16 protein-coding genes are annotated in these 15,134 nt (G+C 69.0%); 8 read left to right on the forward strand and 8 right to left on the reverse strand.

Features of this window, described 5'->3' with window-relative positions; translation table 11 throughout:
- Positions 1 to 41: 41 nt before the first annotated feature.
- The 3 genes from ACFU7D_RS23705 to ACFU7D_RS23715 form a co-directional block, all read right to left on the reverse strand.
- The gene (locus ACFU7D_RS23705) at positions 42 to 593 is read right to left on the reverse strand and encodes a hypothetical protein (RefSeq protein ID WP_378871914.1); all 552 of its coding nucleotides are present in this window, start codon (positions 591 to 593) and stop codon (positions 42 to 44) included.
- Positions 571 to 1,011: a helix-turn-helix domain-containing protein gene (locus tag ACFU7D_RS23710; protein WP_091045907.1), complete on the reverse strand. Its 441-nt coding sequence runs from the start codon at positions 1,009 to 1,011 to the stop codon at positions 571 to 573. Before ACFU7D_RS23710 ends, ACFU7D_RS23705 begins: the two co-directional genes overlap by 23 nt.
- A gap of 141 nt (positions 1,012 to 1,152) precedes the next feature.
- Entirely contained in the window at positions 1,153 to 2,109 is a 957-nt protein-coding gene (locus ACFU7D_RS23715; RefSeq protein WP_378871916.1) for an asparaginase, read from the reverse strand.
- 28 nt (positions 2,110 to 2,137) lie between these two features.
- Here ACFU7D_RS23715 and ACFU7D_RS23720 point away from each other — a divergent pair, with 28 nt between their 5' ends.
- Positions 2,138 to 3,097 carry a sulfite exporter TauE/SafE family protein gene (locus ACFU7D_RS23720; RefSeq protein WP_378871918.1) on the forward strand — a complete coding sequence of 320 codons (960 nt, stop codon included), beginning with the start codon at positions 2,138 to 2,140 and terminating at the stop codon, positions 3,095 to 3,097.
- Between the two features lie 82 nt (positions 3,098 to 3,179).
- Here ACFU7D_RS23720 and ACFU7D_RS23725 read toward each other — a convergent pair whose 3' ends face one another.
- Both ACFU7D_RS23725 and rfbB read right to left on the reverse strand, forming a co-directional pair.
- Positions 3,180 to 4,562 (reverse strand): sugar nucleotide-binding protein, encoded by a 1,383-nt coding sequence (locus ACFU7D_RS23725; RefSeq protein WP_378871920.1) that lies wholly within the window; start codon positions 4,560 to 4,562, stop codon positions 3,180 to 3,182.
- 5 nt (positions 4,563 to 4,567) lie between these two features.
- Positions 4,568 to 5,566 (reverse strand): dTDP-glucose 4,6-dehydratase, encoded by a 999-nt coding sequence (rfbB, locus tag ACFU7D_RS23730; RefSeq protein ID WP_378728901.1) that lies wholly within the window; start codon positions 5,564 to 5,566, stop codon positions 4,568 to 4,570.
- Positions 5,567 to 5,660: 94 nt separating this feature from the next.
- Here rfbB and rfbA point away from each other — a divergent pair, with 94 nt between their 5' ends.
- Positions 5,661 to 6,533, forward strand: coding sequence for a glucose-1-phosphate thymidylyltransferase RfbA (gene rfbA, locus ACFU7D_RS23735; protein ID WP_378728900.1), 873 nt, complete (start codon positions 5,661 to 5,663; stop codon positions 6,531 to 6,533).
- Positions 6,534 to 6,543: 10 nt separating this feature from the next.
- Here the strand turns inward: rfbA and ACFU7D_RS23740 are convergent, their stop codons facing one another.
- Positions 6,544 to 6,915: a phosphomannose isomerase type II C-terminal cupin domain gene (locus ACFU7D_RS23740; protein WP_091045897.1), complete on the reverse strand. Its 372-nt coding sequence runs from the start codon at positions 6,913 to 6,915 to the stop codon at positions 6,544 to 6,546.
- 140 nt (positions 6,916 to 7,055) lie between these two features.
- Positions 7,056 to 8,222: a nucleotide sugar dehydrogenase gene (locus ACFU7D_RS23745; RefSeq protein ID WP_378871923.1), complete on the reverse strand. Its 1,167-nt coding sequence runs from the start codon at positions 8,220 to 8,222 to the stop codon at positions 7,056 to 7,058.
- A 90-nt stretch (positions 8,223 to 8,312) separates the two neighbouring features.
- Between ACFU7D_RS23745 and ACFU7D_RS23750 the strand changes: the two genes are divergently transcribed.
- The 5 genes from ACFU7D_RS23750 (at position 8,313) to cysC (ending at position 13,064) form a co-directional block, all read left to right on the forward strand.
- Positions 8,313 to 8,600, forward strand: coding sequence for a helix-turn-helix transcriptional regulator (locus tag ACFU7D_RS23750; protein ID WP_378728897.1), 288 nt, complete (start codon positions 8,313 to 8,315; stop codon positions 8,598 to 8,600).
- A complete protein-coding gene (locus ACFU7D_RS23755; protein ID WP_378871925.1) occupies positions 8,600 to 9,448 on the forward strand; it encodes a HipA N-terminal domain-containing protein in 849 nt (282 codons plus the stop codon). Before ACFU7D_RS23750 ends, ACFU7D_RS23755 begins: the two co-directional genes overlap by 1 nt.
- 167 nt (positions 9,449 to 9,615) lie before the next feature.
- Positions 9,616 to 10,530 carry a sulfate adenylyltransferase subunit CysD gene (gene cysD, locus ACFU7D_RS23760; protein WP_378728894.1) on the forward strand — a complete coding sequence of 305 codons (915 nt, stop codon included), beginning with the start codon at positions 9,616 to 9,618 and terminating at the stop codon, positions 10,528 to 10,530.
- A complete protein-coding gene (locus tag ACFU7D_RS23765) occupies positions 10,530 to 11,780 on the forward strand; it encodes a sulfate adenylyltransferase subunit 1 (RefSeq protein ID WP_378728892.1) in 1,251 nt (416 codons plus the stop codon). Before cysD ends, ACFU7D_RS23765 begins: the two co-directional genes overlap by 1 nt.
- 96 nt (positions 11,781 to 11,876) lie before the next feature.
- Positions 11,877 to 13,064 (forward strand): adenylyl-sulfate kinase, encoded by a 1,188-nt coding sequence (gene cysC, locus ACFU7D_RS23770; RefSeq protein ID WP_378871927.1) that lies wholly within the window; start codon positions 11,877 to 11,879, stop codon positions 13,062 to 13,064.
- A 115-nt stretch (positions 13,065 to 13,179) separates the two neighbouring features.
- On the opposite strand, the gene ACFU7D_RS23775 is transcribed toward cysC, so the two are convergent.
- Positions 13,180 to 14,331 (reverse strand): FAD-dependent oxidoreductase, encoded by a 1,152-nt coding sequence (locus ACFU7D_RS23775; RefSeq protein WP_378871929.1) that lies wholly within the window; start codon positions 14,329 to 14,331, stop codon positions 13,180 to 13,182.
- Between the two features lie 111 nt (positions 14,332 to 14,442).
- On the opposite strand from ACFU7D_RS23775, the gene ACFU7D_RS23780 reads away from it, so the two are divergent.
- Positions 14,443 to 15,021: a TetR family transcriptional regulator gene (locus ACFU7D_RS23780; protein ID WP_378871931.1), complete on the forward strand. Its 579-nt coding sequence runs from the start codon at positions 14,443 to 14,445 to the stop codon at positions 15,019 to 15,021.
- Positions 15,022 to 15,134: the final 113 nt, after the last annotated feature.

A 15,134-nucleotide genomic window follows, 5' to 3' on the forward strand; every position in this document is an offset into this window, starting at 1 on the left:
CCGAGTTACCTCGGTGAGCCGTCGGACGTGCTGGGCCAGGATCAGGCCTTCTTGGCGGCCGTCTTCTTGGCGGGAGCCTTCTTGGCGGGGGCCGGCTTCTCGGCCGGAGCGGCCTCGGCCTTGGGAGCCTCAGCCTTAGGGGCCTCGGTCTTGGGAGCCTCGACCGGGGCCTCATCGGTCTCGGCCTTCTTGAACTTCGCGACGAAGGTCTCACCGCGGGTGGCGAGCTTGTCGTAGGTGCCGGTGGCGGAGTCGGTGGTCTCGTCGAGCTTGGCCTTGACGGTGGTCTTCAGCTTCTCGGGCAGGACGGCGTACTGCTCCTTGGCCAGGGCCGGGAGGGTCTTCGGGTCGAAGCCGGTCACCGTGGTCTTGGCAGCGGTCGCCTTCTCGGTCGCCTGGGTGCGGTAGGCGGTGGCCTTCTCGGTCGCCTTGGAGCGGGCGTCGGTCAGCTTGGTGGTCGCCTCGGAGCGGTAGTCGTCGACCTTCTTCTGCAGGTCGGTGGCGTAGCTCTTGACGGTCTCGTAGGCGAGGTCGGCGACGCCGGCGACGGCGTTGAGGGGCTTGGTGGTCTCAATCTTGGGCAGCGTGGGCATCTGGGTTCTCCTCGTGATGGGGTTCAGCGGTTTCATCGGCGGCCGGCGCATCGTCGGTGACACGACTGTTGAGAGCAAGGAACGAGTGATAGACGTCGAGCAGCGAGTGCTTCTGCCGCTCGGTCAGGTTCGGGTCGGCGAGCACCGCGAGCTCCACGGACCCCCCGACGTTGGAGTCGGGGCTGAGGATCCCGGCACGGACGTAGACCTGCTCCGCCGAGATCCGCAGCGCCTTGGCGATCTGCTGGAGGACCTCAGCCGATGGCTTGCGCAGACCGCGCTCGATCTGGCTGAGGTAGGGGTTGGACACACCTGCCTGGTCGGCGAGCTGACGCAGAGACATCTCAGCCGAGATCCTCTGTTCCTTCAGATACTCGCCGAGCGTGCCTACCGCACTCGTGACCTTGCTCTTGACCATGACTCCAGTGTGCTAACAATTGCTAGCAATCACAAGTCCTGAGCAACCGAAGTGACACACATCACCCACTAGTTGCTTCGTCAACCGGCGGAAACATGCGTGAAACCTGGATCGCACCCTCGCTAGCCGACCGCTAGCAACTCACAGGAGCGCACGGACCTCGCCCACCCGGACCCCGCCGCCGAGGATCGGCGCGTCCCCGGTCGCCCGCAAGGCGTCGGCGTCGACCCCGTCGAGGTCACCGACCCCGTCCCGCAGGAGCGCGGCGGCCATCACCGCCGCTCGCGCCCGGTCACCGCCGTCGTCGGCCTTCAGCGCCCACGCACGGCCGTCCGGAAGCGCGACGGCGTAGACCGCCTCGGCGCCCAGCTTGCCGATCAGGCCCGGTACGGCCCGGTGCAGCGCGACCTCGTCGCGCGTCGTGCCCGAGACGTACTCGGGGTGGGACCGGATCGCCTCGGCGACCCGCGCGGCCGGACCGTCGACCGCCGAGCCGATCGTCGAGAACGCCCGTGCCAGCCCGGTCAGCGACGCGGACAGGGCAGGTGCCCCGCAGCCGTCGACGGTGGCGTACGCGGTCTCGCCGGTGCACGCCTCGAGCACCTCGGAGATCCCCTCCTGGAGCGGGTGCTTCGGGTCCAGATAGCCCTCCAGCGGCCAGCCGGCCGCGACGCAGGTGGCGAGCATCGCGGCGTGCTTTCCGGAGCAGTTCATCGCCAGCCGGGTCTTCGGCTCGCCGCGACGGAGCGCCTCCTCCCGCGCCTCGACCCCGAACGGATAGTCCTTGATGTTGCCGAGCGCGGACTCGTCGAGGCCGACGGTGGCGAGGATGCGGCGTACGCCTTCCTGGTGGAACGCCTCGCCCGAGTGAGAGGCGCAGGCGAGGGCGAGCAGGTCGGGCGACAGGTCGAGGCCGAGGATCACCATCGCGAGGGCCTGGACCGGCTTGTTCGAGGAGCGCGGCAGGATCGGCGACTCGACGTCGCCGAGCGACCAGGCCACGGTGCCGTCGGCCGCCAGGGAGACGGCGGACCCGTAATGGTGTCCCTCGACGAAGTCGGAGCGGATGATCTCGGCGAACGGCACGGGTGCTGGCATGGGGGCGACACTATGTGAGAGTTGCCCCGTGTTCGCCGACCTCCTCACCCAAGACGCGTTCAGCGTGCTCGTGGTCAGCTTCGGCATCGGCATCGTCGTCGGGCTGACCGGCATGGGCGGTGGCGCACTGATGACACCGGCCCTGATCTTCCTCGGGGTGCCGCCGACGACCGCGGTCGCCAACGACCTCGTCGCCGCCTCGGTCAACAAGTCGGTCGGCGCCGCGGTGCACTGGCGCCACGGCTCGCCCAACATCCGGCTGGCGGCCTACCTGATCATCGGCTCGGTGCCGTGCGCCTTCCTGGGCACCTTCGTCCACAAGCTGGCGCCCGGCGACACCGACCACTTCCTCAAGCTGATCCTCGGCGGTGCGCTGCTCTTCGCCGCAGCCTCCTACATGTTCCGGATGTACCTGCAGCTGCGACAGGTCGCCGCCGGCAACGAGGCTCCCGACGAAGACCCCCGCCTGAAGCCGCTCCTCACCATCGTCATCGGCGCGCTCGGCGGCCTCCTGGTCGGCATCACGTCGGTCGGCTCCGGCTCGGTCATCATGATCGCGCTGCTGCTGGTCTACCCGACCCTCTCCGCGGTCAAGCTGGTCGGCACCGACCTGCTCCAGGCGGTGCCGCTCGTGCTGGCCGCCGCGATCGGCCAGGTGCTCAACCACGGCGTCGAATGGGCGGTGCTGATCCCGCTCATCCTCGGTGGCACCCCCGGCACCTTCCTCGGCTCCCGGATGGCCCGCTGGGTCTCCCAGTCGGTCATCCGGCGCGGCATCGTCATCATGCTGACGCTCTCGGGCGCCAAGATGCTCGGCGCCGACGCCACCTTCCTGCTGCTCCTCGGCGGCGCGATGCTGCTCCTCGGCCCGCTCGCATGGGGCTTCATCCGCCAGTCGCGGGGCCTGGACGCGTTCGACAACAACGCCGCCGCCTGGCGTATCCCCGAGCGCTCCGAGAAGCAGCCCGCCGACTCAGCGCAAGACTGACGACCTATTTCGCCGAGTCGGCTCGTCATAACGAGCCGACTCGGCGGAGATCTTGGTCAGGACGAGCCGACTCGGCCGCTTCTCAGGCCTTCAGGTAGCGGCGCAGGGCGTCGAGGTGGTCCTCGGGCTCGAACCCGGTGGCGGCCAGCTTGTCGAGGGACATCACCGAGTTGAGCGGTCGCGGCGCGACGCCCTCCTTGCCCGCGAAGTAGGCCTCGGTCGAGGTGGCACCCACGTCGGCCCGGTCACGCCCCGACAGCGAGAACACCTCGGCGGCGACGTCCCGCCACGAGCACGGCTCCCCCGCGTTGGTGCAGTTGTAGACCCCGTACGCAGCCCCGGACCGCAGCAGGTGAGCGGTGGCCGCGGCGAGCGTGTCGGTGAAGGTGAGCCGGCCGATCTGGTCGTCGACCACGGTGGGCGAGACGCCCTTCTCGGCGAGAGCCGCCATGGTGCGTACGAAGTTCTTGCCGTCACCGACGACCCAGGAGGTGCGCAGGATGTAGTGCCGAGCCGTGCCCGCGACCGCGATGTCACCGGCGGCCTTGGACTGGGCGTAGACGCCGAGGGGCGAGACCGGCTCGTCCTCGGTGTGCTCGGTGGCGGTGCCGTCGAAGACGTACTCGGTGGAGTAGTGCACCAGGGTCAGCCTGTGCTCGGCCGCGACCCGGGCGAGCAGAGCCGGGGCGGTCGCGTTGGCGGCCCAGGCGGTGCGCCGGCCGTCGGCGGTCTCGGCGACGTCGACCGCGGTGTAGGCGGCGGCGTTGAGGACGATCTGGTAGTCGGACCACGGCCAGGCCGCGACCGCCTTCTCGTCGGAGATGTCGAGTTCGTCGAGGTCGACCGCGTCCGCGTCGGGGAAGACCGACACGAGCGCCCGGCCGAGCTGGCCGTTGGATCCGATGATGAGCGTCTTCTTCGGCTTCATCGGGGCGACCTCGGCCAGGCGCGGGTTGGCGAGGTCCTTCGCGGAGATCTCTGCGGACTCCAGCGGGATCGGCCACGGGATCGCAGACGTCTCGTCACCCAGGTGAAGCGCCGGGTAGGCGAACCCGGGGCGCCAGTGGTCGTTGACCAGGTAGGAGTAGACGGTGCGGTCCTCCAGCGCCTGGTAGGAGTTGCCCACTCCGCGCGGCACGAAGACCGCGGTCTCCGGGCCGATCTCGACGGAGAAGGTCGCGCCGAACGAGGCCCCTTCGCGCAGATCCACCCAGGCCGCGAAGACTCGGCCGGCGGCGACGGAGACGAACTTGTCCCACGGCTCGGCGTGGATGCCTCGGGTCGCGCCACGGGAGGCGTTGAAGGACATGTTGTTCTGCACCGGCCCGAAGTCGGGGAGCCCCAGCCCCACCATCTTCTCCCGCTGCCAGTTCTCCTTGAACCAGCCGCGGGCATCGCCGTGCACGGGCAGGTGGGCTACCAGCAGCCCCGGGATCGGCGTCTCCTCGACGCGCAGCTCAGCCACCGAGATCACTGCCCCTTCGCGGCGTACTTGGCTTCGGTCTCGTGCTTCAGCGGTGACCACCAGGCTTCGTTCTCCTGGTACCAGGCGATCGTCGCGGCCAGGCCCTTGTCGAAGTCCTGGTACTTCGGCTCCCAGCCGAGCTCGCTGCGCAGCTTGCCGGACTCGATGGCGTAGCGACGGTCGTGGCCGGCACGGTCGGTGACCCACTCGATGTCGTCCTCGGGCTTGCCGAAGTGGCGCAGGATCGCGCGAACGACGTCGACGTTGGACTTCTCGCCGTCGGCACCGATCAGGTAGGTCTCCCCGATCCGGCCCTTCTCCAGGATCGTCCAGACCGCCGAGGAGTGGTCGTCGGTGTGGATCCAGTCGCGGACGTTGAGCCCATCACCGTAGACGCGCGGCCGGCGCCCCTCGATCACCTCGGTGATCTGGCGCGGGATGAACTTCTCGACGTGCTGCCAGGGACCGTAGTTGTTGGAGCAGTTGGAGATCGTCGCGCGCACGCCGAAGGAGCGCACCCAGGCCCGGACGAGGTGATCGGAGCCGGCCTTGGTGGCCGAGTAGGGCGAGGACGGCTGGTAGGGGGTGTCCTCGGTGAAGCGCTTGGGGTCGTCCAGGTCGAGGTCGCCGTAGACCTCGTCGGTGGAGACGTGGTGAAAACGTACGTCGTGCTTCCGGACCGCCTCGAGCAGCACGAAGGTGCCGACGATGTTGGTCTGGACGAACGGCGCCGGGTCCGAGAGAGAGTTGTCGTTGTGCGACTCGGCCGCGTAGTGCACCACGGCGTCCGACTCCGCCACCAGCGGCTCGACGACCGCGGCGTCCGCGATGTCGCCGACCACGAGCTTCACCCGGTCCTCCGGGAGCCCCACCAGCGATGCCTCCGAGGAGGCATAGGTCAGCTTGTCGAGCACCGTCACGTACGCATCGGTGTTGGCCACGAGGTGGTGCACGAAGTTGGAGCCGATGAACCCGGCCCCGCCCGTCACAAGAATCCGTCTCACCGGTTCATCGTAGGCAGAATTAATCCCCCGGTGGTCGCCTCGCCCCGGTGGGTTCCCTAGAACGTGGGGTGAACATCCGTAGGATCAACTGACCATGAAGGGGATCATCCTGGCCGGGGGCACCGGCTCACGTCTGCACCCGATCACTCTCGCGATCAGCAAGCAGCTGATGCCGATCTACGACAAGCCGATGATCTACTACCCGCTGACCACGCTGATGCTGGCCGGCATCCGCGACATCCTGGTGATCACGACGCCTCATGAGGCCTCCGGCTTCCACCGGCTCCTCGGCGACGGCAGCCATCTCGGCGTCAACATCAGCTATGCCGAGCAGCCCTCCCCCGACGGCCTCGCCCAGGCGTTCACGATCGGTGCAGACGTCGGCTTCCTCGACGAGTCCGAGGACGGTGTCGGCCTCGTCCTGGGCGACAACATCTTCTACGGCCCCGGCCTCGGCACCCAGCTGGCCCGCTTCAAGACGATCACCGGCGGCGCCGTCTTCGGCTACCGCGTCGCCGACCCGCGCGCCTACGGCGTCGTCGAGTTCGACGAGTCCTTCAAGGCGGTCTCGCTCGAGGAGAAGCCGGAGAAGCCGAAGAGCCCGTACGCCGTCCCCGGCCTCTACTTCTACGACAGCTCGGTCATCGGGCACGCCCGCAACCTCAAGCCGTCCGCGCGCGGCGAGCTGGAGATCACCGACCTCAACCGGATCTACCTCGAGGCCGGCACCCTCTCGGTCGAGGTGCTGCCCCGCGGCACCGCCTGGCTCGACACCGGCACCCTCGAGGACCTCAACGAGGCCGCCAACTTCATCCGCGCCATCGAACACCGCCAGGGCACCAAGATCGGTGCGCCCGAAGAGGTCGCCTGGCGCCAGGGCTGGCTCTCCGACGAGGAGCTCTCCGAGCTCGCCCAGCCGCTGCTGAAGAGCGGCTACGGGAAATATCTGCTCGGGCTGCTGGCCTGAGGCTCGCGGCTCAGGCCTCTGCCGTGATCTTCTGCTCGGCCCGACCGAAGTCGTCCTCGAGCCGGACGATGTCGTCCTCGCCGGTGTAGCCACCGCGCTGGACCTCGATGATCGAGAGCGGCTCGTCGGTCTCGTTGCAGATCCGGTGGGCCTGGCCGACGGCGACGTCGACGGACTCGCCCGGACCGGCGATCGTGGTCACGCCGTCGATGATGCAGGTGGCCTTGCCGTAGATGACCACCCAGTGCTCGGAGCGGTGGGTGTGGGTCTGGTAGGAGAGGCGGCTGTTGGGCAGCACCTCGATCCGCTTGACCTTGTAGCCCGGACCGATGTCGATGACGTGCCACGAACCCCAGGGGCGGGTCTCGGAGTCACCAGCCATGATGTTGCCTCATTCCTAGACACTGAGCAGAAGACGCGACCATAACTGTACGTTTCCACGCGTGGTTCATCGAGAGCCGATGTTCACCGGTCCGTTACCCGCAGGTCGCCCACGGGAGCAGATCTCTCCGCGAGAGGGCCTCAGTCGCGGCCGTAGATGTCGCGCGTGTAGACCTTGTCGGCGACATCGGCGAGCACGTCGGTGCGCCGGTTGGCGATGATCACGTCGGCCCGCTGCTTGAACTCGTCGAGGTCCTTGATGATCTCGGAGTGGAAGAACGTCGGGTCGTCGAGCTCGGGCTCGAAGATGACCACCTCGACGCCCTTGGCCTTGATCCGCTTCATCACGCCCTGGATCGAGGACTCGCGGAAGTTGTCCGAGCCGGACTTCATGATCAGCCGGTAGACGCCGACCACCTTCGGCTCACGCCGCAGGATGTCGGTGGCGACGAAGTCCTTGCGCGTGGTGTTGGCCTCGACGATCGCCGAGATGAGGTTCTGCGGGACGTCTTGGTAGTTGGCCTGCAGCTGCCTGGTGTCCTTCGGCAGGCAGTAGCCGCCGTAGCCGAAGCTCGGGTTGTTGTAGTGCGAGCCGATCCGGGGGTCCAGGCCGACGCCCTCGATGATCTGAGGCGTGTTGAGGCCGTGGGTCGCGGCGTAGGTGTCCAGCTCGTTGAAGTAGGCGACCCGCAGCGCGAGGTAGGTGTTGGCGAACAGCTTGATCGCCTCGGCCTCGGTGGCACCGGTCATCAGCACGGGTACGTCCGGCTCGAGCGAGCCCTCGAGCAGCAGCTCGGCGAAGCCCTTCGCGGCCGGGGAGTCGTCGCCGACGACGATGCGGGAGGGGTGCAGGTTGTCGTGGAGCGCCTTCCCCTCGCGGAGGAACTCGGGGCTGAAGAAGAGCGTCGCCTCGGGGTGCTGGTCACGCTTGGCCGCGATGTAGCCGACCGGGATCGTCGACTTCACCACGATCGCAGCCTCCGGCGCGTAGCTCACCGCGTCGGCGATCACGCTGTCGACGGTGGAGGTGTCGAAGTAGTTCGAGGCCTCGTCGTAGTTCGTCGGGGTGGCGACGATGACGTACGCGGCGTCCGCGTAGGCGTCCTCCTTGTCGAGGGTCGCGCGCAGGCCGAGCTCCTTGGTGGCCAGGAAGCTGGTGATCTCGGCGTCCTCGATCGGGGTCCTGGCCGCGTTGACCAGGTCGACCCGCTCCTGGGAGACGTCCAGGACGACGACGTCGTGCTTCTGGGCGAGCAGGACGGCGAGCGACATCCCGACGTAGCCCACGCCGACAACGGTGATCTTCATATTCGGCACTGTAGGCAGCGATTTGAGGACCGGTCACAGGAACTCTGGCGGCGATGTTCCCGTACGGGAACATCGCGTACAGTGTTCATTGTGCCGTCGCCGTACCTGACCTCGCCGGACGCCTTCGGGTCGGCCGTCCGCTCGGCCCGGCGCCGGGCCGGCCTCACCCAGAGCGACCTGGCCCACCGGGCCGGGGTGGGCCGGCGGTTCGTCGTCGACGTCGAGTCCGGCCATCCGCGCGCCGAGCTCGGCAAGGCGCTCGCGCTGCTGGAGGTCCTCGACGTCTACCTGTCGCCGACGCAGCTCTCCCCGATCGCCCCTCCCCTGGAGGACGTCGATCTCGACGCCGTCCTGGCCCACTGTCTGGCCCTCCCCTGATGCGAGAGCTGTACGCCTTCGCCGGCCGCCGCCGGATGGGCACCTTCCGCCAGGTCGGCGACCGGATCGACTTCAGCTACGCCGAGTCCGCCGGCCCGACCCCGATCTCGCTCTCCCTCCCGCGCACCGGTCCGGCCACCCCGGGGACCGCCCGCGCCTGGCTGGACAACCTGCTCCCCACCCGCGACGACGTACGCCGCAGATGGGCTCGCGAGCGAGGCCTGCCGGACACCGAGCCGATGACGCTGCTCGCCTCCTACGGCGACGACCTCCCGGGCGCGGTCTCGCTCTCGGCCGACCCCGACCTGCCCTGGCGCCGGGCGCCGCACGCCGTCGAGGCACCGCTGCCCGAGATCGCGACCCGGCTCGCGGCGCTGCGCAACCAGCCCACCTCGTGGCTCGACCAGCGGGCCCGGCCCCGGTTCTCGCTCGGTGGCCACCAGGGGAAGTTCGCGCTGCGGCGGGCCTCGGGGAAGTGGTTCTGGCCGACGTACGAGCATCCGTCGACGCACATCCTGCGGCCGACCACGCCCGAGGAGGCCTCGGCGAGGATCGCGGAGCTGGGGCGGGCACGCTCCGGCGGGATCCCCGCCACCCGCACCGAGCTGGTCACCTTCGGCGCGCAGGCGGCGCTCGTCGCGGAGCGCTGGGACCGGCTCGGCGGCCGGCGTATCCACGCCGAGACGATCCGGCAGGCCCTGGGTGCTCGGCCGGGCGAGGACCTCGACCCCGGCGGCGTACGCGACCTGCTCCTGCGGCTCGGCCTGTCGGGATCTCCGGTCGATGACGTCGGCAGGATCGCTTTCCTGCTCGCCGGGGACAGGGTCGTCGTGGCGCCACGACGCTGACCGTCCCGACGCCGCATCTCACCGTGCGAGTGGTGCCGCCGGACAGGGGCCGGCGCGTGCGTACACTCGGATTCCTGCCCACGCGGGGATGGGACATTTCGCCGTGCCGTGGAAGCCGCCACTAGCATGGGCGCCTCAACCTGACGGAGAGGTCCTCTGGTTCCGTAATGACTGCAACACACGCCGACTACCGGCTCAGCCAGCTCGACCAGCTGGAAGCCGAGTCGATCCACATCTTCCGCGAGGCCGCGGCAGAGTTCGAGAAGCCTGTCCTGATGTTCTCGGGCGGCAAGGACAGCATCGTGATGCTGCGACTTGCGGAGAAGGCCTTCTTCCCGGCCAAGATCCCCTTCCCGGTGCTCCAGATCGACAACGGCCTCGACTTCCCCGAGGTCGCCGAGACCCGTGACCGCTGGGTCAGCCGCCTGGGCGTACGCCTGGTCATCGCGAGCATCGATGACGCCATCGCGCGCGGCATCGTCGTCGACGACGGCAAGACCTCGCGCAACCGGCTCCAGACCCCCACCCTGCTGAACGCGATCGAGGAGAACGGCTTCACCGCCGCCTTCGGTGGCGGTCGCCGCGACGAGGAGAAGGCCCGCGCCAAGGAGCGCGTCTACTCCCACCGCGACGAGTTCGGCCAGTGGGACCCCAAGATGCAGCGCCCCGAGCTCTGGTCGCTCTACAACGGCCGCCTGCACGAGGGCGAGCACATGCGGATCTTCCCGATCTCCAACTGGACCGAGCTGGACATCTGGGACTACATCGGCCGCGAGGGCATCGAGATCCCGGAGGTCTACTTCGCCCACCAGCGTCGCGTCTTCGAGCGCGACGGCATGCTGCTGACCGAGACCCCGCTCAACCCGCTGCGCGAGGGCGAGGTCGTCACCGAGCGTACGGTCCGCTACCGCACCTGCGGCGACATGACACTTACCGGTTGCGTTGAAAGCACAGCGTCGACCATCGAGGAGATCATCGAGGAGGTCGCCGCCGCCCGGGTCACCGAGCGTGGCGCGACCCGCGGTGACGACCGGTTCTCCGAGGCTGCCATGGAGGACCGCAAGAAGGAAGGTTACTTCTGATGGCCATGGACCTTCTGCGGTTCGCCACCGCCGGCTCGGTCGACGACGGCAAGTCCACCCTCATCGGGCGGCTGCTGTTCGACTCGAAGTCGATCTTCACCGACCAGCTCGAATCGGTCGAGAAGACCTCCCAGGACAAGGGTCACGGCTACGTCGACCTGTCGCTGCTGACCGACGGGCTGCGCTCCGAGCGCGAGCAGGGCATCACCATCGACGTGGCCTACCGCTACTTCGCGACGCCCAACCGCAAGTTCATCATTGCCGACACCCCGGGCCACGTGCAGTACACGCGCAACATGGTCACCGGTGCCTCCACCGCCGACCTCGGCCTGGTGCTCGTCGACGCTCGTCACGGACTGACCGAGCAGTCGCGCCGCCACGCGGTGCTGCTCTCGCTGCTGCGCGTGCCCCACCTGGTCCTGTGCATCAACAAGATGGACCTCGTGGACTACTCCCAGGAGGTCTACAACAAGATCTCGGCCGAGTTCACCGCGTTCGCGACCAAGCTCAACATCCCGGACCTCGAGGTCATCCCGATCTCGGCGCTCCAGGGCGACAACGTGGTGACCCGCTCGACCAGCATGGACTGGTACTCCGGCCCGACGCTGATCCACCACCTCGAGCACGTCCACGTCGCCTCCGACCGCGACCTGGTCGACGTGCGCCTTCCGGTGCAGTACGTCATCCGGCCGAAGTCCGACGACCACCACGACTACCGCGGCTACGCGGGTCAGGTCGCCGGTGGCGTGCTCAAGCCGGGCGACGAGGTCATGGTGCTCCCCTCCGGGATGACCAGCCGGATCGCCGGGATCGACCTGTTCGACCAGGAGATCCCCGAGGCGTTCCCGCCGATGTCGGTGACGGTGCGCCTCGAGGACGACGTCGACGTGAGCCGCGGCGACATGATCTCGCGGGTCAAGAACGCCCCCGAGCCGAGCCAGGACATCGACGCGATGATCTGCTGGATGACCAACGCTCCGCTGCGTCCGCGGCAGAAGCTGGCCATCAAGCACACCTCCAACTCGGCGCGAGCGCTGGTCAAGGACATCCAGTACCGCCTGGACGTCAACTCGCTGCACCGTGATCTGGAGACCAAGGAGCTCGGCCTCAACGAGATCGGCCGCGTCCAGCTGCGCACCACCAAGCCGCTGCTGTGCGACCCCTACTCGAAGAACCGCACCACCGGCTCCTTCATCCTCATCGACGAGGCGACCGGCGTCACCGTCGGCGCGGGCATGATCAACGACTAGCGTTCAGCCGGAAGATCGACTCATCGGGCGGCGCACTCCGGATTCGGGGTGCGCCGCTCGCCATCTCAACCCGACTCAACCCGACCAGGTGATCTTGTGCCTCAGCAGTTCTCTCCCACGCCGCGCGAGCTCGACGACATCGAGCTGATCGTCTCCGGTGCCCTCTCGGGTCCGCTGAACACGCCCGGGTCACCGCTGACCCTCTCCCTGCCCTCCGCGGTCGCCGCAGCCGCGGCCGAGGACGGCTCGGTCGAGATCGTCGACCCCGAGGGCCTCCCGCTGGCACGCGTCACCTGGCCCGCCGGCGAGGTCACCGGCCTGTCCTCCCCCGCCTACGGTCCGTTCCGGCGGCTCCACCTGACCCCGCCACAGACCCGGGAGGCGTACGCCGGGCGGACGGTCGTCCCGGTCACCGACGCGCTCACCACGGCCGAGATCGCGGAGCTCGCGACCCTCGGGCCGGTGCTGCTGCTCGCTCTGGTTGGGCACGGCACCCCGGCGCTCTCGCCCGTCGCGCTGCTGCGCGCGTCCCTGCTGGCCGCCGACGCCCTGCCCGACGCGGCCGTCGTCGCGGTGCCGCTGGCCGCGCACGACGACCCCGAGGCCGACCATGCGCTCGGCGTGGCGGTCGTCGAGGCGTACGCAGGTGGTGACCCGGTCCACGCGCTGGCCACCCCCGCGTCCGACGACTACCCCGACGACATCGCCGCGGTCATCGACTTCGACCAGCCCACGCCCGAGGACCAGGGCCTGGTCATCTTCTTCACCGGCCTGTCCGGCTCCGGCAAGTCCACCCTCGCTCGTGCCCTGATGGACAGGATCCTCGAGCAGGGCGCGCGCACGGTCACCTCGCTCGACGGCGATGTCGTGCGCCGCAACCTGTCGGCCGGGCTGACCTTCTCCAAGGAGGACCGGGAGACCAACATCCGCCGGATCGGCTGGGTGGCCGCCGAGATCTCCCGCCACGGCGGCCTCGCCGTCTGCTCCCCCATCGCGCCGTTCGACTCGACCCGTCAGGACGTACGCGGCTACGTCGACGACGCCGGCGGCGCCTTCTTCCTGGTCCATGTCGCCACGCCGCTCGAGGAGTGCGAGCGACGCGACCGCAAGGGCCTCTACGCCAAGGCCCGTCGTGGCGAGATCCCCGAGTTCACCGGGATCTCCTCGCCCTACGAGGAGCCGGCCGACGCCGACGTACGTGTCGACACCACCGGCCGCTCGATCGAGGAGGCCCTGGATGAGGTCATCGCCGGGCTCCGCGAGGCAGGCTTCATCAGCCTGTAGGTGGCGCGGGCGAGCGGATGCTCACCGAGGTACCTCGGTGAGCATGTACTGCTTTCGCGGAATTCCACGAAGGCAGTGAGCGTCCACCGAGTTACCTCGGTGAGCATCCGCACCGTCACCGGTCACGGTAGACCAGCCCGGACAGGCGCCAGGCGAGCATCCGGCGGAAGCGCGGAAGCTTCGCGAGCGTGGACAGCACCAGGTTCCGTACGCTGCGCCGGACCCCCTGCGCGATGCCGAACCGGGTCAGCCGGTCGGAGAGCGCGATGACCTCCTCGGCGACCGGCCGGCGGCGGGAGGCGTAGTCGTCGAGCGCGGCCTCGTCACCGTCGGTGATCGTGGCGACGAGGGCATCGCCGAGCACGACTGCGTCCTGGAGCCCGGTGTTCATGCCCTGGCCGCCGGCGGGGCTGTGCACGTGGGCCGCGTCGCCCGCGATCAGCACCCGGCCCGCGCGGTAGGCGTCGGCGACGCGGTGGTGAACCCGGAACCGCGATCCCCACAGGACCTCGGTGACCTTGACCGGGCTCTTCACGCCACCGCGCCGGTCGAGGAGACCCTGGACGTAGTCGACGTCGGGCTCGGCCGGTGCCTCGGAGACCGGGGCGACGAACCGGAACGAGCCGTCGGGCAGCGGCGCGCAGACCAGGGTGCCCTCGGGCGAGAAGTAGAGGATGACCTCGTCGTGCGGCAGGTCGCCCTCGACGCGTACGTCGGCGAGGCTGAACGACTCGGCGTACTTGCCTCCCGGGAAGCCGATTCCGGCCTTGTCGCGCACGATGGAGTGCATGCCGTCGGCACCGACGAGGTAGCGCGCCCGGATCTCGGTGCCGTCCTCGGTGGTGGCGGTGACGCCTTCGTCGTCCTGGCGGAGGTCGACGAGGGTGAGAGGGCGGCGTACGTGACCGCCGAGCTCGGCGAGGCGCTCGAGGAGGATGCGCTCGGTGACCGCCTGGGACACCATGAGGGCGTAGGGGAAGTCGCTGGGCAGGTCGTCGAAGCGGATCGGCACCAGGACCTTGTCGCGATCGCGGATGGTGAAGGTCGGCGCCTCGATGCCCTCCTTGGTGAGGCGCTCGGAGACGCCGAGGTCGGCGAGGACCTCCAGGGTGCGGGCGTGGACGACGGCAGCCCGGGAGGTGTTGTCCCCGGATGCCTGGTTGTCGATGACGGTGACGTCGATGCCGGCCGCGGCCAGCTTGGCCGCCACCGCCAGCCCGGTGGGGCCGGCGCCGGCGACGAGGACATCAGTGGTGATGGTGGACATGATGCTCTCCTTGCTTCGGGTCGTCGGTCAACGAGTGTTGGCCAACAGGTGTTGACAAAGTAGCGCGCCGTCGCCGTTGACGTCAACGGGCGTTGGCATACAATCGTTGGCATGACCGAGACCCGTCGATCCGGAGCCGAGACCCGCGAGCGCATCCTCGCCGTCGCGCGCGAGCACTTCGCGCGTCAGGGATACGACCGCACGACCATCCGAGCGATCGCCTCAGAGGCGCAGATCGACCCGTCGATGGTGATGCGCTACTTCGGCAGCAAGGAGGAGCTCTTCACCGCCGCCGCCTCGATCGATCTCGCCCTCCCGGACCTCGGCACGGCGACGAAGGGCGATGTAGGGCGGGTGATGACCGCCCATTTCGTACGCACCTGGGACTCCGAGGGCACCATGATGGCCTTGCTCCGCCGGGCCGCCTCGGACCCTCAGGCCGCGGAGCAGATGCGGAGCATCTTCGCCACCCAGGTCGCCGCCGCCGTCGCTCCTCTGTGCCCCGACCCGGCCCAGGCCGCCCGCCGGGCAGCCCTCGTCGCCACCCAGCTCCTCGGCATCGCACTGGGCCGCTACGTACTCCATCTCCCGCCCATCGTCGAGATGACCCCCGACGAGATCGTCGACTGGGTCGCCCCGACGATCGACCGCTACCTCACCGCCGAGTCGGCGCAACTGTCCCAGAAATAGCCGCCGAGTCGGCTCGACCGAAAACCGTGCCGAGTGGGCTCGGGATGGCGCGCCCACGCGGCGGGGATGTGCGGCAGAAAGAGCCGACACGGCGGGTAAGCGATAGCGTAACC

This window comes from Nocardioides sp. NPDC057577 (genome assembly GCF_042801335.1).
Classification (GTDB): Bacteria; Actinomycetota; Actinomycetes; order Propionibacteriales; family Nocardioidaceae; genus Nocardioides.